Consider the following 25106-nt stretch of genomic DNA (forward strand, 5'->3'; position numbering starts at 1 on the left):
TCAGAACCTCGCGCTGAGATCGAGCTGGACGATGTCGACCTTGTACGGCAGGCCGGCGATATTGTTCGCGCTCATCCAGCGCACCGAGCCCCAGATGTTCTCGCCGAGGCCGACGTTGCCGCCGATGAAATAACCCTTGAGGTTGGTGCCGCCGAGGCCGAAGTCGGAATCGACGAACGCATCCACCATCGCGTCGGACTCGAGATACTTGTACCCGACATGCGCGTTCCAGTCCCAGAGATGCTTGATCTCCTTGTTGCCGACGGTCATGCGCGCAAGCCAACCCTGGTTGCCGCCGTTGTACGGGCCCGGGCTGCCGTCCGTGGTTCCAGCGAAGTTGTTCGGAAACACGGCGACAGCGGCAACGGCGCTCCGGTCGAATGCCGTGTTCCAGACGTATTCGGCGTCGAGAATGACGTGAACCGGATTGAACTGCGCGAGATCAAGCTGGGCGCTCGCGACGAACGGCCGGAAGTCGCTCGCAAGACCATAGTATTGATAGTTCAGTGATCCACTGGGGAATCCGACGGTCGGCAAGACGACGGGGACGTCGCGCAGCCGCATATAGGTGTTGCCCTTTTGCGCAAACAACGGACGAAGCAGATCCGTGTCACATACATCGCTTGCCGTGTAGACGACGCACGGACTCGACAGCTTGCCGCGTATATTTGCGAAGTCATAGTAAGCGAAGGCCAGCGTGAGCGTCGTTTCGGGATCGATCCGCGCGCCGAAGCCGCCCTGCGCACCGAACAGCCATCTATCCCGGCTGGCGAGCTTGACCGGCCCAGTCAGGTCGGCCGTGTTGAGGCCCGCGTTCAGCTCGGTGTTGAATACGGGGAAAGCGCCGCCGGCGAAGAAGGGCGTGAATCCATCGGCGACTTCGTGCCTGGCCTGAATTGCGAAACCGTCGAAGCCGAGATCCTTGTACCAGACCAAATCCGTCGGCGACCAAAACGGGTTGTCGAACCGGCCGACCGAGGCAACGAGATCCTGCACCGGCTGGTATTTGATGAAGGCGCGGTCAAGCCAGAGCGCGTATTTCGAGAAATTGCCGCCGTTGCCGCCGAACGTCTGATTTGTGGAGACGGGAGAACTGCTGTCGCCGGTCGCAATTCTCAAACCCGCCGTGAATCCATCATACAGATCGACGTCGGCACCGAGCCGGGCGCGGAAGCGAAACCGATTGCGATCCTGCGTGGCGTTGTAAGTCGGGAAGAAGTACTGATTGAATGCGTTGGTGCTGTCTTCAAGAAATGGATTTCCGGTGTTGATGGCGTTGAAGTTCTCGTAGAAACCATAGTTGCCGGCCGGATAGTGGATCCCCTCATACCGCGCGCGGATGTCGCCGTAGAACCTGATGCGCTGCGCCCATTCGGGATACGCACCTGGCGAGGCCCAGCCCTCCTTGTGGGCGCGGTCCATCACCTCGGCCCGGATCTCCTCGCGGAGCTGTTTCCGCACGATCTCGGGCACGTAGGTGACGCGCTTGGTGCCGGGCGGCGAGGTCGCATCGGCGGCGCTGGTTGCTTTCTTCTCCGCGCCTTCCGCCTTCGCCGTCGCGTCGCGCGTGGCCTGACGGGCGACATAGGCTTCGTCGTCGGCCTGCTTGACCAGCACAGCCGCCTGTTCCTCGCTGAGCGTCCCCTGCTTCACCAGCAGATTGATCAGATTGACCGTCGCATTCGACGATGGAGGTGCATCGCGCGACACGGTCGGACGCTTGCCCTGCGGCATCCCGTCGTCCTGCGCCGCGGCGGGGGCCGCACACGCGATCAGCATCAAAGCCGTCGCTGCCAGCTCTCGCGTCTTCATTTCGCGCCACATGACGTCACCTCTTCTTACTTTCAACTTGCGCACAGTTACTCGTCTCATCGCGCTCAGGTCGGATTTCGACCCGTGAGCCGGGTTTGGATCGGCATCGGCATATCCTTCGGCGGCGGTTCGCGCACGCGCATGCCGCTCACGACCTGGTCGCGAATGGCCGCATCAAGCGCGCTGTCTCCCGTCGATGGCGACAACGTCACGCGCGTGACACGCCCCGAGTTGTCGAGCCATACTCTGATGACGGTCTGCGCCGTTGCTTCGCGAGTTTTTTCATTTGTCTGAAGCGCAGCCGCGATCTGCGTCTGAAGGATGCTCGCATACCAGCCGAAACGACCGGCGCCGCCACCTCCGCCGCCACCACGCCCCTTGCCCTGCGCAAAGCCCCCGCTGCCCGGCCCGGTGCCGAGACCGAGATCCGGCGGCCCCGGCGTCGCATCCGGTCCGGCATCGGGCGGCGCGTCCTTCGGGATGTCGACCGGTTTCTCCTCGACGACATCCTTGACCGGCGTCTGCTCCATCACCTTCTGCTCGGGCTGCTGTTCCGGCTGCTGCTCCGGCGGAGGTGGCGGTGGTGGCGGAGGCGGCGGCGGTGGCAGCACCATCGTCACCTGCAGCTCATTCACCTTGCGCGGCGGATCCTTGTCGCCGCTCATCACCATGATGACGAGACCGACCGTCAGCGCAACCACGACGAGCGCCGAGCCGCCGAGCAGCAGATAGCGCCGCCATGCCGGCGTGCCGTCGTCGTCGTTGCTGTCGTCGGAAAGCGCCATCGCTGCGTCTCATCGCGCCGACGGCTTGGTCGCCATGCCGACCTGGGTGAAGTTGAGGCGGCCGAGCAGATCGAGCACGTCGACCACGTTCTGGTACGGGGTCTGGCTGTCGCCGCGCACAACGATTGGAAACTCCGGCGTCAGCGCGCGCTGCTGTACGAGGCGCTGCTCGAGCTCGGGCAGCGTCACGGGGATGGTGTCCAGGAACAGCTTGCCGTCGTTGGCGACCGTGATGGCCTTGGTGGTCTGCTGCGCCAGGCTCGGCGCCGCGCTCGCCTTCGGCAGGTTCACCTTCATGCCCTGCACGGTCGCCGTGGTCATGATGATGAAGATCACCAGCAGCACATAGGCGAGATCGAGCATCGGCGTGATGTTGATGTCGTCGTACGGCTTGCTTTCGGACTGGACTTGCATCGGTTCACTCCGCCGCCTGCTTCACCGGCTCGTCCGGAAGCTCGTAGGATTCCGCGATCCGGGTGATGAACTCGTCGACGAAGACCTGCATCTCGCTCGAGACGTCCTTGATGCGGATCGTCAGGTAGTTGTAGGCAAACAGCGAGGGGATCGCGACGCCGAGGCCGGCGACGGTCGCGACCAGCGCCGCCGCGATGCCGGGCGCGATCGCGTTGACGTTGACGTCGCCAGAGGCCGCGATCGCCGCGAAGGTGATCATGACGCCGACGACGGTACCGAGCAGGCCGAGGAACGGGCCGCCCGAGATTGCGATGGTCAACATCACCATCAGGCGATTGAGGCGCTGGCTCTCCCGCACGAAGCCGCTGTCGAGGACCGCGCGGATCGACTGGATCGCCTGCGGCGACAACCGGCGGTAACCGCCGCCTGCGAAGCGGCGCCGGATCTCCTGGGCGCCGGCCGCGAAGAGGCGGTAGAGCGGTGCGGCATGGACCGCCTTGCGCTGCTTCTTGCCGAGCTCGCCGCCGAAGCTCGGATCGTTCTCCTGGCTGTCGAGCTGAAGCAGGCCGCCGATGTCGGTCGAGGTCTCGCGGAAATGCTTGAGGAAGATGGTGTTGCCGGCCGAGACGCGGTTCAGATAGGAGACGCGATCGACCATCACGTACCAGCTGATGAAGGCCATGATCGCGAGCAGGCCGATGACGACCCAGCCGTCGAGCGTCACCGAACGCAGGATCACGCCGAAATAGCCGCCGCTGAACCAGCCCGCGTTCTCCTCGTCGACGCTGAACGCGATCAGCTTTGCCTGGTCCGGCCCCTGCCCGATCGCACCGAGCTTGATGAAGCCGGCCGGGCGCGCCACCTTGGCGATCTGGAATTCGTCGATGTCGCCGGCAAAGCCGGGCGCAGCACTGGCCGGCGCAGCTGCGGCCGGCGTCGCCGCGTCAGCCGCAGGCGCGGCTGCATCCGCGGCCGAAGCCGCCGCGGATACGGCACGGCCGAGCTGCGCAGCGCCGGTCATGGTGGGCAGGCCGGCGGCGAGCGTCGCAGCCTGGTTGCCGTCGACGTAAAGCGTGATCTGGGCACCCTTCGCCGTGAAGGCGATCTGGTGCCAGGTCCCCGCCGCGATCGCCGCGCCGCCGGCGCTGCGCTGCGTGTTGCCGCCATTGGCGACCTCCACGAACGCAATGCCGTTATCCAATCCGACCGTGAGGTCGTTCGCGCCTTCGCTGCGCGAGAACAGCACGGCGCCGGGCTGAAGCGCGGTCATCTTGACCCAGAGCGACCAGGTGATCTCGCCGTTCTCGGCGACCACCAGCGAGGGCGAGCCCGGAAGCATCAGTGCGATCTGGCCATCGAGGCGTGCGCCCTGGCCGATGATGGCGCCATCCGCACCCGGCACCGCATTCTGTGCAGTGTTCGCCCAGGCCGTAACGTCCTGCGCCGGCGTCGAGCGATCGTTGAAATGATAGACCAGCAGCGTGTCGGGATCGTAAGTGCCCTTGGCATCGACCGCCGTGGGCGCCTTCTGGTTTCCATAGTAGAGCCAGATGTCGTTCTTGGCGCCCGGCTTCAGATCGGGAACGCCGACCCAGACCAGGGCTTCACCGAGCAGCGAGTCGTATTTCTCGACATGATGCTTGAGCGGCGTCTTGTCGTCGGCGGCGACGAAGCGAAGATCGCCGCCATCTTCCTTGGCCGCACCGAAGCGGAAATTGCCGACATGCAGGCGCACCAGGATCGGCGTCGAGCCGATCGCGTCGCTGATGCCCGCGCCGGACGGTCCGGTGTCGATCGTGATCTTCTTGCGCAACGTCCACTGGTCGTTCCACCACGCCGATGCCGGACTCGGCCACAACGCCACGAGGAACAAGAGAGCAAGCATCGCCGGCGCGCTCAGGCGAAATCCGGGACGTGATCCAAAGCGAAGGAGCGACATCTAGAATTCTCCCCAGACCCGAAAGCCCAAACGTGGATGATTGGCGATGGTGACCTGCTGGCTGATCAGCGGCACGCCGACGAATACGACGCTGTTGAGATAGCGAAGCGTCTTCATACGCATGCCGACACCGTAGCTCGCGAGGTCGAAATGCGACTGCTGATCGACCAGCGGCTCGTGAATCCTGACATTGCCGCCGTCGACGAAGGCGAAGAACCGCCAGTCGTCGAAGGCGTTGTACTTGATGGGCTCGCCGAGCGGATTGGGCAGCTTCTGTTCGAGATATTGCGCGAGATTGGGCGTACGCAGTTCCAGCGTTCCCGCGACGCCGTAGTCGCCGAGCACCTCGGATTCGAGATAGCCGCGCACCGTGTCCTGTCCGCCGAGGCTGAACTGCTCGCTCGACACCAACGGCTGATCGGCCGCCTGTCCCTGGAGCTTCGCGTAGAGCTGAAAGCCGCCGGCGAAGTCCTGGGTGTGCGAGATGTCGGCGTGTAGCGTGATGAAGCTCGCGGTCGCGTCGAATCGCTTGGCGTCGAACTCGTCGCGGCTGGAGCCGATGCCGCGCAGACCAGCGGTGATCGTGGCGTTGAGTTGCGTCAGCCGCCCCTCGCCCTGCCAGGTCGCGCCGTAAGTGCCGACGAGCGGCACATAGGTCACGGGCGAGTCGAAGGCATCGGAGCCGAGCTTGAGCGACTGCTTGAAATCCTTGTAGTCGACGCCGAGAGACAGCGTGTGGAACAACTCTCCCCTGGACGGCAGCGTCAGCACCGCGCGTCCACCGACCACCTGACCGGGACCAACGACGTTCGAGCCGCCGACGGTCGCAACCGAGCTGTCCGAGGACAGGCCGTAGACGAGAACGCTGAGCCAGTCGATTTCGGTCCGCGCAAGATACGAACCCGACACGACCATGGCATCCTTCGGGTTCATCGGCGAGACCTGATATGTCCAGGTCATGGAGTGACCGAGCTGCCAGAGATTGTCGTAACGCATGGATATGCTGGTGCGCAGCGGCGTGGTACTCGGGCTCTGCTTGTTGTTCAGCTCGATGCTTCCGTGGAGCGGAAACGTGTCCTCGATGTTGAGATCGACATCGACGGTGCCGGGCGCGACGCCCGCTCGCAGCGCCGGTGTGACGCGCCGGTCGGGCCAGCGGTTCAGTGCGACGATGTCCTTCGTCACGTCCTGAAAGTTCGGCAGCGTTCCTTCCTTGAGGGACGGCGCGCCGCTCTTGACGTTGTCGAGGTCGAAATAGCGCGAGCCCTTGACGCGCAGGCGTCCGACCCGGTTCTCGGTGACCTTGAGCACGACGAAGCCACGCTGCGCATCCTGCTGCGGCACGGCCACGCTGACGGTCTGAAGGCCCTTGTCGTGATAAGCCTTCTCCACCGCGGCACGGGCCTTCTCGACATCCTGCGAACTCTTGTCCGGACCAAGGAAGGGATAGACCGCAGCCTCGACCTCGATCTGCGGCAGATTGTCCGCACCCTCGACACGATACTCGTCGATATCGAAGTGGGCTTCCGGCGCCGCCGGCTTGGCGGCGTCCGCCGCACCCTTACCTGCACCGCTCTTGTCCGCAGTCCCCTTATCCGCCCCCCCTTTGGCCGGCTTCGCGCCTGCGGGCGCAGCGGCGGCTGGCTTCGCGTTCGGGCTGGCCGTATCAGCCTCCGATTTCGCAGCCGCAGGTCTGGTGCAGATCGCGCAGACGATCAGGCCGCAGACGGCAAGGCGTGAAGCGCACGCGGCGTCGGCGCGGCTTCTCCGCAACGAGCGCAGCAGCGGCGCAAGGCGACGCGCGCCCTTATGATACAGACCACGCGAATCCACCTCGGCCTCGATATCATTCTCGCATTACGGCCGGCTCGCGCACGGTCCGCAGTATCCTTCGGACACCCCGAACCGACCGAAACGCGCGGTCTGCGGGGCCTTATGCGGTAGACGTTGCGTACGCAGCCGCAGCGAAAACTTTTTTCACGACCGCTCGACATCGATGTGATGATTCTGCGCAACATAACGCGACTACTGTGAAGCACTTGTTATTCACTAACAGTTCGTCACATTACCGTTGTGCGGCCTAACTACCGTCCCGCCGTCAAATGGGGACTGAGTGAAGTGGGGCGTAGCATGACCATCGACAGCATCAGCAGCTTGCGGACTCTTCTGCTGGCGGAGTATGTCGACTTCGATCGACGGTTGACGCGCCGCCTCGGCTCGCCGGACCTCGCTTCCGAAGCGCTCAACGAGACCTACCTTCGCCTGGAAGGCATGCGCGAGCTCGGGCCCGTGCGCAGCCCGAAGGCCTATCTGTTCCGCATCGCGCTCAACATCGCCGCCGACCGCCGCCGCGCCGAGAAGCGCCGCCTCACCTCTGATGAGGTCGACGCCCTGCTCGAGATTCCCGACGACCGGCCCGACGCCGCGCGCGTGATCGAAGATCGTTCGGAGGTCAATCTCCTCCGGCACGCGATCGCCGAGCTGCCCGAGCGCCGCCGGCGCGTACTGATGCTCTCGCGCATCGACGGCATGCCGAACCGCGAGATCGCAGCTCTGCTCGGCGTCACCGTCCGCACGGTCGAGACCGATCTCAAGCAAGCTGTGGAACATTGCGCCGATCGTCTCAAACGACCCCGCGGCAAATTCGGTTTTCAGCGTCCCGCTTCGTCTTACCTACATAGATATGCCGATCGCGAGCATCCGCTCACGGTCGGCGTCTGCGGGAAAGCGCCGGATCGTGACGAAGCGAAGCCATCAGGTCGATCAGTTGGATCCCTTAATCCGTGAAGCCCTTTCATGGATCACGCGCCTCAAGTCGGGCGAGGCGACGCTTGCGGATGCCGAACAACTCATCGACTGGCGCGGCCGAAGTGCCGCGCATGAAAGCGCTTTCCGCGATGCAGTAAAGTGCTGGCGCGCCATCGGCCAGGCGCTTGCAACCAGCCGTCCCGCGCCGGCAAGCCGGCGGCGGCGCGCCCCCAAGAGCAAAGCGCGCGCATGATGCGTCCGGCCCAAATTGCGGGCCCCAGCCGCTTCTTCCAGTAGCCTGTCAACGCAGATCGGATGGTGTCTTGCGCTCGGCGACGCTGCGCAGGCGCGTGTTGAGCGCAGCGAAATTGATCGTGCTGCCTGCCGTCACGACGCGACCACGTGCCGGTGCGCCGCCCGCCGAAGTCCGTCCGAACGTCGGTTGTGGAACGCTGCCCGCGACGGCAACGCCGTTAGCCGTCAGGTGCGCGCGAACGCGTGTGCAGTACTCGACCGACAAATAGGAAAATCGCGTCTCGCCATGGCCGGCGCGGTATTTCATCGCGGTCGTACAGAGATCACCGTTGGCCCGGCGCCAGGCACCGGCGAGATATCGCACGCCGTAGTGCACGTTGACCTCGGGCGAAGCCAGCTCCGCCGGCGTCCCGGCAAAGCCCATCATCCGTGCGGTCGGCAGCATCACCTGCATCAATCCGACTTCGCCATCCATGCCGACCACTGCGGGATTGTATCGGCTCTCGACCGCCATGACGGCATCGACAAGTGCGGGCGGCAGGCCGAAAGTCAGCGATTCACGTTCGACGAGTTGCCGGTATTCGGCACGGCCGGCGCGCCAGTCGCGGCCGAACATGGCGCTCGTGCGGTACGTGTAATTGGCGAGCAGCGGATTTGCGGGAGGGAAATCGGCGGCCGTGAGCGCACGCGGTGCAAACGGCTCCAGCGCCAGAGGCTTCACGGCGCCATCATCGACATCGTCCGCAGAGGCCGCGCTGCCGGTTTCGACCTTGCTCTCTTCATGCTCCTGGGCACGTCCCTCGCCGTTCGCGACGATCAGCAGGCACAGCACCGCGATCCTCCACGACAGGCGCATACCCCGACTGCCCCGCTCATGTGGTGGAGCTTCAAACATCAGCGGTGCGGCAGGGTGATGGTGGGAGCGGGTGGCCGAAAGGGAGTGGCCGAACGACCGTAGTTGGAGCCATATTGCTGGCGAACGGCCGCCTCGTTCGCGTTGCCCACCCGCACGTCGGACGAGCGCGCATCGACCGGTGGCAGGTTAAATGAAGGATTGACCTTGTTAACCTCGCGTTTGAGCTGCTGATTGATGCAACCGAACGCGCTCTCGTTTCCGATCTGCACATCGACACAGCGTTCGTACGTCGGCTTTGCCGCCTGCCCGCCAATGATTGTACCCTGCCGCTCGAGCGGCGGATTGCCTGGACCCGCAGATTGGGCCGCCGCACCCCCGGCCGTCGCGAGCGCGACGAGACCGGCCGCGAGAGCGCGGCCGGCGGTGCGTCCGGACCAATGCAAAACTCGGCGCATAGCCTATTCCTCCACCAGCGGGCAGGTTCTTTGATCAGCCGTGGGCGAACACTAACATAATTCGATACCGGCAGACCCGCTCCCGTACGATGAGTAACAATTGCGGCCCCACCGTCAAGACGTCTCCACGCCTCTGTCGTCGTGACGTCAGGCGCGGCCTCACTGCACGACGGTGGTCGTCGAGGATGTCGGCCCCGGGAAGCGGATATTGTTGACGAGGCTCACTCCGCTCTCTGCGGTCACAAGCGCCGTGTTGATGAAGGTCAGGACCTTCGTGACATCCACTTGCGCTGCGTTGGCGGCGTAGAGTACGTCGAACGGACGCATCGATAGCTTGGTCGCAATGAAATATCCGGCCGGATCCTGGAAATTGACGTTGAAGACGATCGGCACGGAATCGCCGTCGAACTTCGAGCAGTCGACGCCGAGCCGCTGCGCCACCTCACGCGGCTCGCGGCGATAGAGGAAGACGGATGCCGGATCGGCCTGGAGGTCGAGCAGGCCGCGCGCCTTCGCGACCGCTTGCGTCAGATTGATCCGCCAGGCATCGAAATTGAACTCGCCCTGCTGGCCGGTGGCGCCGAAGGCGATGAATTTCATCGGCTCACGATAGAGATAAAGGCGGTCTCCGGGCTGCACGAAGACGTTACTCGCCGGGAAGTAGACGAGATTGCCGAACGGCACTGTGGCGCGCTTTCCGCTGCGCTCCAGGACGACCCACGTCTCCCAGCCCGCGCCGCTAATGCCTCCCGCGCGCGTGATCGCGTCGGTGATGCGGTCCTGCGCGCCGGCCGACGGCATGGGGAATCGCACCGGCGTCCTGACCTCGCCGAATACGCTGACGAGCGAGGAGCGCTGCTGGCTGGAGGTCACCACGACCTGCGGATCGATCGCACGTTTCTTGATCTGTGCAAGGATGTCCTCCTGAACCTGCACATTGGTGCGCCCCGCGGCGCGGATCCGACCGGCGTAGGGCACCGTGATGTTCCCGTCGTTGTCGACGGCCTGATCGGGCAGGTTCACAAAATTACCCGGCCGTACGCCGGCTTCCAGCGGCACGTAGAGCCCGCCTGCGGAGGCCTCGAAGATCGTGACGCTGATGACGTCACCGATGCCGAACTTGATACTCGAGGGCGGCCGCGTATCCCCAAGATTTCCGGACAGTCCGTTGGGCTCGAATTTCTCGAGCACCTGCAGCACCTCGGGATTGAGCTTGACGACGGCGAACGGCAGCGTCGCCGTGTTCTCGTTCCTGATGTCGAGGCTTGCCGGCCCTGACATCGGAATGAACCCACAGCCGCCGACCAAGGCCGACGAGATCAGGCAGCATGCGATCGACAAGAACTTAACAAATCGCATGACCGTTCGTTTCACACCAAGCTGACCCACATCCGGACCGGCCTGCCTTACGCCTCGCGGCGGTGCATGCCTCCCGCGCCACCGGCGCAGGCGATGTGCGGTTCCTGCTGAGTAGACGCTCTGCGTCACGCGGTTGCGAAAACGAACACGACGTCCGACGGGAATTCCTGGTCGCAAATCCCACGGATGCCACCGCGCGTCTCGCGTGCTGCCGGCGAATCCGACGGAATCGGTCAGCCAAGCGCGTCAACGCCCCGGCGCATTCGCCCGGGTTCATTGGTTGCTCTTATCAGCAAGGAAGAGACCCGGCCGTCGAACGAAGGCCACCGGATCACGTCAGTTCGAGGACAACAGCTCGCGCAGGCGCGCGATCTCGATCTGGGTTTCGGAGACCATGCGCATCAACAACGCATTCTCGTGCTCGAGATCTCTGATGCGGCGAAGCCGGCCGCCTTCATCCTGTTTCAGCCCGAGATCGTAGACGTTGGCCTTCGACCTGGGCAGCGCGGACTCGGAGCAGACCGGTTCGGTCGGATTTGTCGCGCGCATTTCAACCCCCAAAACAAAATTACAGACAGGCCGTCGCCGAAATGGGACGGACAGCAGCCCACTGCCCGTCTCCCAAAAGCCTGTTGCCGACCTTGTAGGTATGTTTCTTATCGTTGCTGTGACCGATCCTAAACAAAAAGTCAGATTTCTGGACGGAATGCGTTCATTCGGTGGCAGGCGCGCTCAACTTGTCCCGTATCTCGTTCAATCATGATGGCTGGCACGGCAGCACGCAGTTGCCTGCCGCGACCGCAAGCCAAACAATCTCGAGTTGAACGCGCGGACCATCATTGCTTGTCGTTGCCCGATGACGTCGCATCAGACTCCTTCTTGTTCGTCGCCTGGTCATCTTGACCGTCGCCGCCATAACCGATCACCTCGACGATCCAGATCGAGGCCGGCCTGCGGGCCCCGGATGCGGTTGGCGTTTCCGCCGTCTTGGCGGCCGCGCCGGCCGTATTCGAGCCTGCCGTGAGCGCGCCGATATTGGGAACGGATACGGTCGGTATTCCGGTCGTGCTCCCCTGCACCTGGAAATTGCTGGCATTGGCGATAACGGGTGCGACGAAGACTGCGCTGCCCGAGGCGCGCACGCCGGCGGTGCCGAAATCGATCGTACCGCGCGGTGCGAGAAGATAGAGCTGGGACGCGACTGCCGCGGACGACACCTGCAGCGTGCCGATACCCGCGCCGGTCACAAAGCCACCAAGATCAATCGACTGGTAATCGTCCTGATCATACAGCACTTGCAGCGCCGGTGCCGACAAAGTCGTCTTGGAGCCGCGGCCGGCGTCGAGATTGCCGTTGGAGCTCCACATCAGGACGTCGCCGCCCTGGGTCGTGAGCACGCGGCTCGAATTCACCAGCACACTCTCATCCGTGAAGGTGTTGATCGCGCCGCCGCCCAGCGTGAGGATGCCGATATCCCGCAACTTCAGGGCCGAATTGGGTTCGGCCGCGAGCGAGCCGACGATGATATTGCCGCCCGGTCCGAAGACCGAGATATCGCCACCGAGCTTGGTCTGGACCGTGGCATGCAGCAGGTCCATGTCGCCGGTCTTGTCCAGCTGGCTGGCGCCGTTGCTCCCGCTGCCGAGCACATTTGCCGTGTAGCCCAGGCGCGCCGGGAACATGGTCTCGATCATGCGGTAGCCGCGCTGGGTGTCTGACGACGTGCCCCCCTTCTGGGCGATGCCGACGGCTTTGAGCTCAGCGAAGAAGACCTGATCGACGAAGACATGCTGGAGGTCGGCGGGCAAGGCCTGGAAGGCCGCGAACACGCTGGCATCGGTGTCACCGTCGCTTACCGGCTTGCCGATCCGGCTCAAGAACGAGCGCAGGTCGGACATATAGTTATGATTGATGCCGCCGGCGTTTCCCGGATCGATATAGGACTTCGTCACGGCGGCGTAATCAACACCAAACTTGGTGCCGAACATCGTGATGATATCGGCACCCTGCTTCGTGCCGGCAGCGTCCGTCAGCGCCGCATTGCGCCGCGGATTATTCGCCGGGCCGAGCAGCGACTGGTTGTAGATGCCGACCGAACCGCCTCCCGTGCTATTATAGACATAGGCATTTCCGACGGGTGTCAGGCTGGAATTCCCGACCGACACGATGCCTTCCTGCACGGGAGCATCGGTCGCGTTGTCATGCGCTGCCGGGATGAACGGGCCGATATCTCCGCCCGCCTGCACCACAAGGAAGCCAGGTCCCGCCACCTGCAGGCCGCCGCCATTGTTGAAGCCGGTGTAGGTGATGTTCCGGCCAGCCTCGATCGAACTCACATCGCTGGTATGAATATTCTGGACGATGATGTTGAGATCGATGAGGTCGCGGCCCGCATAAACCTTGGTCGGGCGGTTGATTTCAATGTGCTGATAGACTCTTTCGTCCGCCGGAGAGTTCAAGTTCCTCCTTCCGTAGCTGCCGGTTGCTGTGATGTCACCGGTCACGGCGTAGATCCGCGCGGTCGTATCGAGACCGTCGGCCACATCGTCCTCATGCGCCAGGATCGCACGGCTGAAGCGATCGTCATTGCCGCTGTTGGGACGGAATGGATCGAAAGCCGCATCGATCAACGATGGCCCGGCGGAAATCAGCGGACGAGAGATCGATTGCAGCGCCGACTTGCCCGCCGGGTAACCGAACGTCAGGTCGATGCTGCCCTGTGCCAGCAGATTGAACACGCCATGTTCGGACGGGCTCAATACGATTCCCGGTGTCGGAATCGTAACGCCCGCGGCCTTCATGCTCGTGCTGATCCCGGTCGTTATCAGATCGCCCTGCAGAGAGATGGCTTCGAGGTTCGCGGGATATGTTCCCGCGGCTGCCCGGCTGAACTCATCACTCACGCCGATCGTGGGGAGCGCGATGGTGATGGTCAGGTCGCCCGACTGCGCCACCAACCTCACGCCGCTGTCGGGACCGTAAGTATCCATGTAGAGCGGAGTGGTCGGGCTGGTGGTCGTCTCCAGGGAATTTGCGCTGCTCGGTTGCTGAGCATGCAGCGCGGCAGGGTTGACCACTCCGGCCATAGTGATCGCTCCGTTCGCCGTCATCGCGATCCGTCCGGTATCGACCGCGAGCAAGGGAACGTCGTCGGCCTTGAGCGTGCTCGACTGGTATTTGGAGACTGTGTCGTTCTTGCCGATGTTACCGCCGGCTACGATGCTGGCATGGCCGGATCCTTCGTAGAACGAGCCGCCCCGGATGTCGCCGCCGGCGCGAACGACCATGTTGCCGCTACCGTAGAGGTGCGTGACGGGCAGGCTGTCGGCCGACAGGCCGCCGCTGACCCGGCCGGTCGTCGGCAGGGACACAGACACATCGATGAGATCGCGCCCGGCCAGAACGTTCACGTTGCCGCCGGCGCTGAGGAAACCTTGCTGGAAGCTGCCATACTGGATCCACCACGCCGCTTGCGACGCGATCTGCGCCGATGAGGGGGCGAAAGCGCCGGCGCCCAAGGCTGAGATGTTGGCGCCAGGCGTCACGTCCACATCGGAGAGCAGCCAGGGCTGGTAATATTGCAGCACCTTGTTGCCGCTGCCGCTATAGCCCTTGACGTCCCGCTGCGCGTCGACGACGACGTCTCCGCCCTTTTCCGGAAATGCCGCCGCGGTCGGTGGCCCATAGTAGAGCTCTGGAGCTGCCTTGGCGGCCGCGCCGCCATAACCCAGAACCCTTGGCTCGAAGAAGCCGTCTGGATTGGAGACGACGAGTCTCGACTCGCCATTGACCGTCTGAAGGCTATACGGATCGGCCAGCTTTTCGGTGCTGACGCCGGCTGCATAGATCACACCGGGAGCAACCGTGTCCTGCAAAATCACATCGCGCGCGGCGGCGATGGTGATGCTGCCGGTGCCGGTCCGCACCATGGTCGGAATGTTGACCAGGACCGGAGTGGTGCTGGTCTTGAGCGGCTGGGAATAGGTCCCGTGCTTGTCGACGATCACGTCTCCCCCGCCGTTCGCGAGCGGAATTCTAGCGGTCGGATTGGCACTCGAGACGTCGGAGCCGGCGGTCAGGGTATACGACCAGGAGGACGGAGCGATCACCGTCTTGATGTTTGCCGGGCTGCAGTCGGTGGTGCAGACGCGCAAGGCGTGCGGGAATAGGTCCGCACTGGCGAGGTCTTCCGATTTCGGGCTGATGCTGTTGCCGACATCGCCAAGTTGATACGGGGCGACCGGGAGTTGGCTGCTGGTGTAGTCGTTCAGGTAGTATGTGAGCGTGGAGGGATCGATCGTACGTGAGGTGATGTAAGACCTGACAGCGTCAGCGTAAGACTTGTCGAGGTAATTCCCGAACTGGAAGAAGCCGTCGGAGATCGAGGCGTTGACATTGATGTTTCCGGCGGTGCGCAGCGTCAGTGCGCCGGCGTCGAGCCCGCCCCAGGGCGTCGCCAGACGATAGGTGAAGTTCACGTAGCTCGACGCGGGGTCGAAAACGTTGATAGTGACTGGCCCTCCGCTGGTCGGCACGGAGACGCTTTGCAGATTGCCCGCGGTGCCGGCCGCCAGATTCCAGTTGCTTGCAACCGTGATGTTCCCCGAGTTCTTCGTGGAATTGGTATTGACCAATTCGATACCGGGCTGGACGTGCACGACATCGGCACCAAGCTGCTTGACAAGGCCGTTCTGAAGCCTGTCGAACAGGCCGCTGAAGCGGTAGCTGCCGGTCAGGCCGACCCCCTGGATGCCGTTGCCCTGGACGAAATCAGCGAGGACGTCGGAATAGAGCAACTGATGATCGTAGTTCGGCACAATGGTCAGGGACGCATTGTCAGAGGTACCATCGAAAAGCTTGCTGGTGGCTATCGGTATGAAGTTCGCACCTGGGCTTGGGACGAATACGTGACTGCTGTCCGTCGCTCCGCTGGAAACTGTCGGCTGAGTTGCGAATGAAGCAATCGCACCGCTGCCGCTGCCGTTGCCCGTGATGATCAGGGACGGAAGTTTGCCCGCCGTGTAGCCCTTGGTCACGCCGGTGATCGAGACCGCGGCCCCCATTGTGGCGGTCGCGGCCGCACTCACGGACGCACCACCGCCGGAGAAGCTGATGCTGACGCCGCTGTCATAGCCGCTTCCGCCTGCTGCCAGCGTCACCGCCGCCACGCTGAGCGTCACGCCGGAAAAATGATCGGACGTGATATCCGGCGGTTTGGTGCCAAATCCGCCGAAGCGGATCGACGCAAGGGCGCCGGTGCCGGTCGTTCCGGACGTCACGGTCACCTTCGTCAGCATTCCGTTTTCGACGATAGCCGTACCCGAGGCGATGGACTTGCCCGTCCCATCGAGCAATTGCATGTTTCTGCCGTTGAACGAATCGTCGACCGCGACCCCCGTGATGCTGATATCGTTGTATTTCATCACGGCCGTGGCGACAGCCTTGCCGCCCCAGGACGGCAGATCTTTGCCGGATGCAGTCACTATGACGGTCGGCGTACTCGTGTATATGCCGCCATTGTCGATCTTGATCGACGAAACCTGTAGACTGGACCGGAATGTCGTGCCGGTCACGGGATCCGTGACCTCGTTGTAGACCCCGCCCGTCGACGGATCGACATAGACGGCGCCGTCGATCCTGCTACCGCTGCTCACGACCGATATTGCCGGAACGGTTTGGTAGCCGGAGCCCGGCAGCACATTCAGCGCCACGCCGGCGACGTTGGTCCAAGCCCCAAAGTCGATAAGCTGGCCGTCCGACGTCACCGATCCCTTCGGATCGACATAGCCGTCCCAGACCGCCGCGGTGCCGTTCTTCGTCTTGAGCTGGCTGCCGTCGATTCCGTTGACGTTGTTCGGGCTCTTGTCGGTATTGATGGTCAGGAACGCCTGAACGTTCACCGCGCGCGCGCCGATGATGGTGGCGTCGAGGCCCTTGATCTTGACATCGTCGTTGCCGTCGAGCGGTGCCCGCAGCGTCACCGTGCCGCCTGACAATCCGCCCTTCGTGCCCCCGGAGACGTCGATGAGCGAGCCGGATTGCAGATCGATCTTGCCGGCCGCGGACCACGCCGTGCCGATCAGGACGTCGCCGCCGCGCTCGTCGGCATGCGTCGTCCGGGCGAGAAGCTGCGCGGTGCTCTTGAGCACCACCGCGTTGCGGCCGAACAGACCGATCTGCCCGCCCGCCTGCCCGGTCCCATCGGCGGTCTTTCCGAAATAGCCATCGGCGTCCAGCGTGCCTGCGATGATAACCTGGCCCAGTTGCTTCTCGGCGAAGATCGGAATCCAGGTCGGATCGTCGGCCGTCAGCGTAATGACATTGGCCTTCAGCGTATGCCCTGCCGCCAATTCGAGATTGCCGCTACGCGTGTGGATGTCGATCGCGCCAGTCAGGCCGCCCGCGAGCAGAATGTCCGCAAGCGCCGTCAGGTCGGCCGCACCGTTGGTATCAAGCTTGAACCGGCCGCCGAGGCCGGGACCGCCGGCGCCGAGCAGTTGGCCGGCCAGCGTTACGCCGCCGCGAAGCGCGTCCACCTCGATCGTCCCGCCATAGCCCTGACCACCGCTCGTCGTCGCGACATCGATGGTGCTGCTGGCGTCGGTGATGACCTGGCCTCCGCCCGTGGCGTTCGACCCGATGTCGGCATAAAGCACGACCTTGCCGCCTGACAGATAGGTGTCGACGTCGACCAGCGTCTTCTTGTAGCCGCGCGCCGAGATATAAGCGCCGGGATTGAGGGTGACGTTCCCCGCGATCGCACCGAGCGTTATGGTGCCGGCTTGCGCCTGAATGGTGCTGCTGACGGCAATGTTCGCCCCCGTAACCGTGAGAATGCCGCCGGTCTCGTCGCTGTCGACCGGGGCGGCTGCGGCCGAGCCGCGCGTCACCGGATCGACGATGGAGATATCGCCCGACGCCGTCAGGGCAAAACCCTGAGGCGTCGCCGCGGTCGCGCCGGTGACCAGAATGCGCGGCGTACTGACGGCGAGGTCGACCTTGTCGCCGTTCGCACCGAGCGTCATCGTGCCGGGGCCTTTGACGACCACGCTGTCGTCGGCCGACCATTTGACCGTGGAGAAACCGGCAATGGTGAACTTGCCGTTGACGACGTTCCCATTCACCGGGCCGCTGCCCAGGTCGATTTCCTTTGCGGCCAGTTCGAGGCTGTTGCCGTTCGCCGCCGGAGCGCTGAAGGACGTACTGGCCCCGGTGTTCTTGAGCGTGATGGTGTTGCTCGCCGAGATCAGGCCGTCCCGCGTCAGGGTGGTGCCACTCGAACCCGCCACGGTCATCGTTCCGGCGGACGCAACGCTAACCTTGCTGTTGGGATCGAGCGCGATCTGGGTATTGGCGGCGTAGGTCGTGGCGACGCCCGCGGCGGACGTGACCGTGACGCCGACGCTGAACTGGACCGTCGCAGAGGAGGAAAACGCCAGCACCGATCCCGCACGTAGATTCAGGCTCGTGCCGGGATCGAGCACCTCGCTGCCGAGCGCGATGCCGCTGGCGTCCAACGACAGACTGCCCGCACCGGAATTGAAATCGCCATATACCGTAACCGGACCAGACAGCGCGCGCAGGGCCAGTGTTTGCACATCGGCGAACTGGGTGCTGTTGGCCGGCAGCACCAGGCTCTTGCCGGCAACCGCCGAGGCCGCTCCGACGCCGATGGTCGGCGCGATCAGGTTGACCAGATTGGCGTGCAAGTCAGTCGTCTTGAGGACGATCGCGTTGTTGGACGCGGTCGCTTGCAGCGTCAGCGTGTTCGTCGAGATCTTGGCGCCGTCCGCGATCACCACTTTGCCGCTGTCAGAGGTGCCGCCGCCCGCCAATGTCAGGCTTCCGGTCACCGGCCCGGCCGGCAGCGTGGCCGTTGCGGTCCCGACATCCTTGAATTTGATCGTGAGCGCCGACGCCGAAACTCCGGTCGCGGTCGGCCCCGTCAGTTGCAGCGTCGGGTCGTTGCTCGCCACGAACAAGGCGCCACGCCCCGGCTGTTGCGCACCGCCGTTCGCGTAGTAACCGAGAGCCAACCGAGCAGGGCTTTGGGGATCGAGGAGTTTTGCAAGATCGGCACCCACGATCTCCGTTCCGGAGAGCGTCCCGCCCAGCGCCGCGGCGAGGCTCTCGGGCGTGACAGGCGCCTGCCCGTCCGCCGCAACGATGTAATGCCGCCCGAGCTTGGCATGAACGACACCGGTGGTTTCGACGATGCTGCCGGAATTGATGGTCACCGTGCCGCTGCCGGTCTCCGGGACATAGACCGGAAGATCCAGAAAGACGGACTGCGAGCCGACCGTCACCGTTTGCTGGATTTCCTGCCATTGGCCGACCTGCTGGGCGACGAGCAGGATCTCCGGCGCACTGAACGTCTCGCCGCGCGTATCCACGACGACGTTGCTGGCGGTCGGCATGATCAGCGTGCCCGTGGGGATATCGCTGCGGCTGCCGCCGATGAGTATGCTCTCGAAGCCGCTGAGCTGGGTGAGATCGAGGCCGACATAGCCGGCCGGGATGTCATTGTTGGCGTATGCGGCATGGCCGAGCACGGCCAGCTTGGGAGCGCTGATGTCAAGCTCACTGCCGCGGCCCATATTGCCGCTGCTGTCCTGCCCCGGCCGCGTCAGCGCCATGCCGTTCAGCACGATCGACTGCAGCGCGGAGACCGAAAGCCGTCCCGCATCCATCGGCAGCCGCGGCGCCGTGACATTGTTCTTGGCCGCCAGTTGAGCATAATAGGTGTTGGCGCCGTTGAAGCTGTACTCGCTGTATTGCTGCCAGACCGCGCTTGTCTGCACCGCGAACAACGTCTGGCCGGACGACTGCTTTCCGGCGGCGGTCGACTGCGTGTAATGACCGGTCACCAGAACGGTGCCATCAGGCAGTTTGGTTCCCGTGGCGATGTTCTTGCCGGTATTGTCGCTGGAGTAGACCACGACACGCATTGCGCCGGGCAGCGTCGCGTAGTGCGCCGGATAAAGTGTATAGGTCCCCGCCGGGATGCCGTTGCCGCCGTCGATCGTGATCTGGGTGCCCGCGAGCGGCACGGTGTCGCCGGCGGTGACGGTCTTGCCCGCATCGGCGCTGCGCGCGGTCGCAAAGTGAATGTCATACGCGGCGATCGGATCGGTCTGCGAAGGCAGCAGCGCGTAGACGGTCTGGCCTGAAGGCGTCGTGGTCAGGCTATCGCGCGATCCGCCCTTGCCCGCAATCCACTCCATGGCCTGGATGTCGCCGCCGCCACGCAGGTCGATCGTCGAGCCGTCGGCGCGCGTCACGCTCGATCCGGCGAGGATCAAACCCTTCGACGGCGGCTGCGACAGCGGATTGAGGCTGGCGTTGTAGTACCAGTTGGTGCCGTCGGCCGTCGCGCCGTAGGGAACGGTCGTGTCGGCCAGCGACACCGAGGTGAGGCTCCCGGGCTCCAGCACCACCGACTGCGTGATGATCTTGGACACCGCGCTGTCGGTATTGCCGAGCGCGATCTTGCCGAGCGGCGCGAACAGATTGCCCGCCTGATCGATGGTGTTTGCGATCACGGTGATGCCGCCGCCGGCTGACAGCGGAATTCCGGTGAAGCTGTTCGCGGGCGCGGCGAACTTGACGTTCCCCGGCGTCTCGATCGTGAAGTCGACGGCCGATACCGGATAGATTCGCTGGGCCGAGAGCAGAAGATCTCCGGTCGAGACCAGCTTGCCGGTGAAACTCGACTGCTCGGTCGGGACGGTCTGCGTCGAATCGGTCTTGAAACCGTCCACAACCTTGAGCGTGCCGAGGCGAAGGTCGCCGCTCGCGATCAGGTTGACCTGGCTGAAGCCCGAGAAGTCGAGGCCCGGCTGAGCGTCGCCCGGCTTGAAATTGGACGGCCTTCCACTCTCCAGATCGATCGTCTGCGCATTCACCGTCAACGTGCTGGTGCCGGCCGCCGGATTGCGACCGGAACCGGTGAGCGCGACGTAGGACGCCGCAATGTGTGCATCAACCGAGCCGGATGCCGGCGCGCTGATGACGCCTGCCGCAATGTGCAGGCGGTTGGTCACGGTCCAGTCCAGCGAACCGGAAATCGTGAGCGTTCCCCATAACGGATCGTTGTTGCCGTAGATGTTGCCGGGCAGGTCGGTGAAGATGCGCGCGGCGCCGCCCTGTGCCGCGGCTGCGTAGAGATAGACGTTGTCGAACGGCGCGAGCTGATCGGCCGAAACGGTGAGCGCCGTCGGCGCATTGATGACGCCGGCGGCGCCCTGCTGCAGGAATATGTTGCCGCCGCCGAGCAGGATGGTCCCGCCATTAGCGCGCGAGTCGGTGCGCACGGTGCCATCGCCGCCGACATATCGGCCGCCGGCCGCGGCGAAACTGCCGCCCCAGGAAAATCCGCTGACGTCTGCGCTCACCTTGCCGGCGTCGCTCCAGGACCATTGCGACGTCGTCGCGCCGCGCGCGCCGGCCACCTGGATATTGCCGGCCGCGCCGGAGACGTCGACCAGCGCGCCGGCATCGGCGACGAGGTAGTTGAAGCCGCTGGGCGGAGAATAGGCGTAGGACGTCCCCGTCTGGTTCAGCGCGATCGCCCCGGCTTCGACCGCGAACGTGCCGCCGCCGATGTAGGTGCCGCTGATCGCCGGGCCCTTGATCGTGCCGAACTGCGAGTCGGCGACGAACGTCCCGGACAGATCGACCTTCGCTTGCGACGAAAGATGCGTCTGCAGCGCGTTGATGAAGACGGTGCCACCGTGATCGACGATGGTGCCGAGCAGCTCGACCGACTGCGCTGGCACGTTCCAGGTTGGATCGCTTGGCTTGATTGTGCTGCGATCCTTGACAACCGCGGCCATGGTGATGCTGGCCTTCGGATCGGTGATGATCGTCGAGCCGGTATCGAGCTTGATAGAGTCGGCCTTGAGCGTGAGATTGACCGGCTTGCGTTGGTCGTCCGGAAGCAGCGCCAGTTGCGGCGCAGCCTGTTGGCCGAGCTTGGTGCCGGTCGGTGTCGCCGCGTAGTCAGCCAGGCTCGCCAGGTTCTGCTGCTTGAGAGTCAGACTCGTCCCGGCCGAGACGATGATTTGAGCTTTCGCGCCGGACCAGTCGTCCGTCACTGACTCAATGATGTAGGAGCCGAAGCCGCCGCCCGTCAGCAACGAGACGGGCAACGTTGTGGCTTCGCCGCCGATACGGATCGACGATGTCTCATCCCTTTGAAGCGCGCCGCCGATGCGGATGGTGCCGGCCGCAGCGAGCCTCAAGCTGCCGTTGCTCTCGAAGCCGTAGCCGCGCAGGGTGCCGTCGAGCGCGATGACAGCCGGCGTCGCTAGATTTGGTGTCGGAGGATGCGGACCACCGACAGGATCCCACAGTCCGCCCGCGTACAGGGCGAGCGAGATGCTGCCTGCCTTGCCGGCCATGACGCCCGTGGCTGCGGTTTTGGCCCTGCCCTGCGGCGAGATATAACCGCCACTGGATACATCAAGAAGGCTGCCGTTTGCCAACAATATGCTTCCGGTCGCGTCCAGGTTGCCGCCTGTGACACTTGTGCTGTCCTTGGTCGTGCGAATCGAAATCGTGCCGCCATTGGTGAAGGCAGGGCCAGCCGCATCGACGCCAGCTATGCGCCCGGTGTCATTAACAAACCGGCCGCTGACGTCGATTGTGCCCTCGACGAAGACATTGGCGGCAATCGAAGTGCCCGAGGAGTCGTTGGGCGCCTTGAAGAGCGATGTGGTGAAACTGCCGCTGACAGAACCCCGGTCGGTAATGAGGCTAACACTGCCTCCAGCCGCCGACACCGTTCCGGCAATGTCAATCGCACCACCCGCCGTGACGGAAAGGCTGCCGCCAGCGGCGAGATTGAGCGTGCTGCCGCTCGACAGCACGAAATCGTTTGCCTTCACCGTCAGCGAGCTGAGGCCATAGTTCGACAGGATGTCGGCCGACAAATTCGTCGTATACTTGCTTTGCGTCGTGAAATTGGCCGATGCCGTCGCGCCGATCTGCACGCTCGACGGCGTGGTCAGCTCGAGTGAGCCCTGCAACGGCAACTGCCCACCGCTGATCTGGCGTTCGCCGGCTGTCGAGCCGAAATACATCGTCCCAAGCAGCGCCGGATTGACCGTCACGACGCTTACGCGTCCGGCGTCATGCCCCTCGGTGAAGCCTGCCGAATAGATCTGGGTCTGCGTGGACCAGGTTTCCGTGACGCCCCAGCGCGCATGCTTGACGGTGAACTGACCGGCGATCCCGAGATAGGTCATGTTCGGATCGGCGTTGGTCATGCTATAGATGCGGCCGTCGCTGCCGAGCAGACGCGTGGTGTTCACCATGCCGGGCAGGAACTTCACGCTGCCGCCCGCGACATTCATGATCGAGCCGTCGGTCTTGACGCCAGCAGCACCGTTGCTGGTGGAGAGGTCCGTCGCGAGAGACACGCTGCCGCCGACGGTCATCAACTGGTAGATGCTGCGCGGGACCTTGGCCACATAGCCGCTGGCGTCCGCGAGCGGCGTTCCCACCCAAGTGGTGCCGTCGCTGCGGATGCCGGAGTTACGGATGTCGATGTACATCGTCTGGCCGTACAGCGCGCCGTTACGCTGCAACGGCATGTCGGCGAACTCGGCGCGCGGCTGGAACGAGATGATGTTGTAGCTCGCCGGCAGCTCGACGTTCTGGAGCCCGGCAACGTCGATCGTTGCACCCGGCGAAAGCAGGACGCTCTGCGGATCGCTGGAATTGGACCTGACCTCCGCAGTATTCCCTCCGGCGTTGCCTACTGAACCTTGATTGAACAGGTGCTGGCCGTAAACTACTGCTCCGTCCGGCGCGGCGCCGGTCTTCTGGTACAGCGTTGACGCGTTTTGGCTACCCAAGTCGATTGCACGGAGCGAGACTTGTGCTGCGGGCGCCGAGATCAGCCCGCTCGATTCGACGGTTACGTTGGTTTGCGCCGACGCCTCGATATAGGCCGGCGTGAAGCTCTGCGTGCTCGGCAGTCCCGCCGCACCGTCGTCAAGCGGCTGGCTCGAGATCACGCCGTTCATGGTGACGCTGGTCGCCGCACGGAGCAGCACGAAGCTGTTGCGGTCGATGCTGGTATCGGCCGAGATCACGCCCTGGATCAGTTTTCCGGCGCTGTCGGTCAGAGCGTGACCGCTTGCATCCGTGGGATTGCCGATCGCAACGGTATCGCCGTTCATCACCACGATGCCGCGAGAGGCGTCGATCAAGCCGTCATGTTTGACCGCGCCTGTGCCGGCCAGATAAGTGCCACTGGTCGCGGTTGGATAGCCGAGGGGTCTCGATGAATCAGCCGTTGCGGCGTCGTAGTACGACGACGCAAACTGCGACAGCCTGAATTCGGTGCCGCGGAACTGGATGGTGTTACCCTTGTCGTCCTTGCCCAGCACGCTGTCCGGCAGCACCGAATAGCCGTTCGGAACGACATCGATCGTTCGCGCCGCCACCATGGCGACCTCGCCGCCCAGCGCCGTGATGTATCCGGAATTGTAGACGTTGGCGCCGAACAGGTAGACCGAGCCGGGCGAGCCAAGCGAAACCTGGTCCGAGAGGATATTGCCGGTGATGGACGCGCCGCGCTCGACCTTGATATCGCCGGCGATCAGCTTGGTCGCTGCGCCGCCGTCCTTGTCATAGATCGAGAACGAGTTGAGATCGGCGATGCCGTTGTTGAGAAAAGACTGGTCGCGTGTCGCCAGATCGCTGCCGAGCTTGCCGACATCGAGGCTGGACGCGATCAGCGTGTGAACGTTGACCTGCGAGCCGGCGCCGAAGACGATGCCGTTGCGGTTGATCAGGTAGACGCCGCCGATGGCATTGATCTGGCCAAGAATGCGGCTCGGCGAGGCGCTGGGATCCTGCACCCGGTTCAGCGCGATCCAGTCGGACGCGGACTGGCTGAAATTGACCGTGGTGTTGGCACCGACGTTGAACGTGTCCCAGTAAAGGATGCTCTTCTTCTGGGTCTGCTGGATAACGACCGAGACCTTCGAGCCGCTCGTCGTCTGCTTCGGCAAATTCGCGCCAAGCCATTTGGACGCATCGGCCTTGATGCCCGCCAATGGATCGCCCGCGGTGCCGCCGAACGGCATCAACCCGCCCGGAGTCAGTCCATTCGGAACGGACGAGGCCGCAGCCTGGGCGGCAGCGGCAGCATCCGACTGGAGGTTACGCGCGGCGGCAAGCGCCGCGGCCGCGCGGGCAAGCGAGGCCTGGGCCTGGTTCGCCGCGCCGGCAGCCTGCTGCGCGGCCTGGATCGCCGCCTGCTGCGCGGCCGCAGTGGGCACCACCGTGTTGCCACCGGGCGTGAGGCTGCGCGCGTGGCCGAAGCCACCCGCGACCGACAGCGCCAGCAGGCTGACGCCACAAAGCAGCGTCCGCTCAAACGCACGCCGCATCCCGGGGGGAGAAACAAGGATATCGCGATGGGGCACGCTGCGGCACTTTCCGATTGCAAGTTCCAGTCGAGCACGCCG

The 25106-nt window shown here is 64.1% G+C and carries 12 protein-coding genes; 2 read left to right on the top strand and 10 right to left on the bottom strand.

Annotated features, from left to right (window positions below):
- The 5 genes from VGR99_RS20090 to VGR99_RS20110 are packed head-to-tail and all read right to left on the bottom strand — an operon-like array spanning position 1 to position 6783.
- Positions 1-1824, bottom strand: coding sequence for a putative porin (locus VGR99_RS20090; RefSeq protein WP_326900709.1), 1824 nt, complete (start codon positions 1822-1824; stop codon positions 1-3).
- Positions 1825-1877: 53 nt separating this feature from the next.
- A complete protein-coding gene (locus VGR99_RS20095) occupies positions 1878-2597 on the bottom strand; it encodes an energy transducer TonB (protein WP_326900710.1) in 720 nt (239 codons plus the stop codon).
- Positions 2598-2606: 9 nt separating this feature from the next.
- A complete protein-coding gene (locus VGR99_RS20100; protein ID WP_129274617.1) occupies positions 2607-3011 on the bottom strand; it encodes an ExbD/TolR family protein in 405 nt (134 codons plus the stop codon).
- A gap of 4 nt (positions 3012-3015) precedes the next feature.
- A complete protein-coding gene (locus VGR99_RS20105) occupies positions 3016-4950 on the bottom strand; it encodes a DUF2341 domain-containing protein (protein ID WP_326900711.1) in 1935 nt (644 codons plus the stop codon).
- Positions 4951-6783, bottom strand: coding sequence for a ShlB/FhaC/HecB family hemolysin secretion/activation protein (locus VGR99_RS20110; protein WP_326900712.1), 1833 nt, complete (start codon positions 6781-6783; stop codon positions 4951-4953). It abuts the gene before it with no gap.
- A gap of 297 nt (positions 6784-7080) precedes the next feature.
- Here VGR99_RS20110 and VGR99_RS20115 point away from each other — a divergent pair, with 297 nt between their 5' ends.
- Together VGR99_RS20115 and VGR99_RS40105 are read left to right on the top strand one after the other, a co-directional pair.
- The gene (locus VGR99_RS20115) at positions 7081-7737 is read left to right on the top strand and encodes an RNA polymerase sigma factor (protein ID WP_326900713.1); all 657 of its coding nucleotides are present in this window, start codon (positions 7081-7083) and stop codon (positions 7735-7737) included.
- Complete coding sequence (locus VGR99_RS40105; RefSeq protein WP_414645142.1) at positions 7634-7951, top strand: FecR/PupR family sigma factor regulator; 318 nt, start codon at positions 7634-7636, stop codon at positions 7949-7951. The genes VGR99_RS20115 and VGR99_RS40105 overlap by 104 nt, the downstream gene beginning before the upstream one ends.
- Positions 7952-7999: 48 nt before the next feature.
- On the opposite strand, the gene VGR99_RS20120 is transcribed toward VGR99_RS40105, so the two are convergent.
- The 5 genes from VGR99_RS20120 to VGR99_RS20140 all read right to left on the bottom strand — a co-directional run bounded on the left by VGR99_RS20120 (position 8000) and on the right by VGR99_RS20140 (position 25028).
- Complete coding sequence (locus VGR99_RS20120) at positions 8000-8809, bottom strand: lytic transglycosylase domain-containing protein (RefSeq protein WP_326900714.1); 810 nt, start codon at positions 8807-8809, stop codon at positions 8000-8002.
- 38 nt (positions 8810-8847) lie between these two features.
- A complete protein-coding gene (locus VGR99_RS20125; RefSeq protein ID WP_326900715.1) occupies positions 8848-9264 on the bottom strand; it encodes a hypothetical protein in 417 nt (138 codons plus the stop codon).
- Positions 9265-9423: 159 nt separating this feature from the next.
- The gene (locus VGR99_RS20130; protein ID WP_326900716.1) at positions 9424-10623 is read right to left on the bottom strand and encodes a polysaccharide biosynthesis/export family protein; all 1200 of its coding nucleotides are present in this window, start codon (positions 10621-10623) and stop codon (positions 9424-9426) included.
- Positions 10624-10959: 336 nt separating this feature from the next.
- Entirely contained in the window at positions 10960-11172 is a 213-nt protein-coding gene (locus tag VGR99_RS20135) for a hypothetical protein (RefSeq protein ID WP_326900717.1), read from the bottom strand.
- A gap of 287 nt (positions 11173-11459) precedes the next feature.
- Complete coding sequence (locus tag VGR99_RS20140) at positions 11460-25028, bottom strand: filamentous haemagglutinin family protein (protein WP_326900718.1); 13569 nt, start codon at positions 25026-25028, stop codon at positions 11460-11462.
- Between the last annotated feature and the right edge of the window lie 78 nt (positions 25029-25106).

The sequence above is a fragment of the Bradyrhizobium sp. genome, assembly GCF_035935975.1.
Taxonomy (GTDB): Bacteria; Pseudomonadota; Alphaproteobacteria; order Rhizobiales; family Xanthobacteraceae; genus Bradyrhizobium.

Bases quoted from the DNA above. Each gene is read 5' to 3' on its own strand.
- VGR99_RS40105 (WP_414645142.1), top strand. From the start codon at position 7,634: ATGCCGATCGCGAGCATCCGCTCACGGTCGGCGTCTGCGGGAAAGCGC.
- VGR99_RS20115 (WP_326900713.1), top strand. From the start codon at position 7,081: ATGACCATCGACAGCATCAGCAGCTTGCGGACTCTTCTGCTGGCGGAG.
- VGR99_RS20125 (WP_326900715.1), bottom strand. From the start codon at position 9,264: ATGCGCCGAGTTTTGCATTGGTCCGGACGCACCGCCGGCCGCGCTCTC.
- VGR99_RS20095 (WP_326900710.1), bottom strand. From the start codon at position 2,597: ATGGCGCTTTCCGACGACAGCAACGACGACGACGGCACGCCGGCATGG.
- VGR99_RS20120 (WP_326900714.1), bottom strand. From the start codon at position 8,809: ATGCGCCTGTCGTGGAGGATCGCGGTGCTGTGCCTGCTGATCGTCGCG.
- VGR99_RS20105 (WP_326900711.1), bottom strand. From the start codon at position 4,950: ATGTCGCTCCTTCGCTTTGGATCACGTCCCGGATTTCGCCTGAGCGCG.
- VGR99_RS20100 (WP_129274617.1), bottom strand. From the start codon at position 3,011: ATGCAAGTCCAGTCCGAAAGCAAGCCGTACGACGACATCAACATCACG.
- VGR99_RS20140 (WP_326900718.1), bottom strand. From the start codon at position 25,028: ATGCGGCGTGCGTTTGAGCGGACGCTGCTTTGTGGCGTCAGCCTGCTG.
- VGR99_RS20135 (WP_326900717.1), bottom strand. From the start codon at position 11,172: ATGCGCGCGACAAATCCGACCGAACCGGTCTGCTCCGAGTCCGCGCTG.
- VGR99_RS20090 (WP_326900709.1), bottom strand. From the start codon at position 1,824: ATGTGGCGCGAAATGAAGACGCGAGAGCTGGCAGCGACGGCTTTGATG.
- VGR99_RS20130 (WP_326900716.1), bottom strand. From the start codon at position 10,623: ATGCGATTTGTTAAGTTCTTGTCGATCGCATGCTGCCTGATCTCGTCG.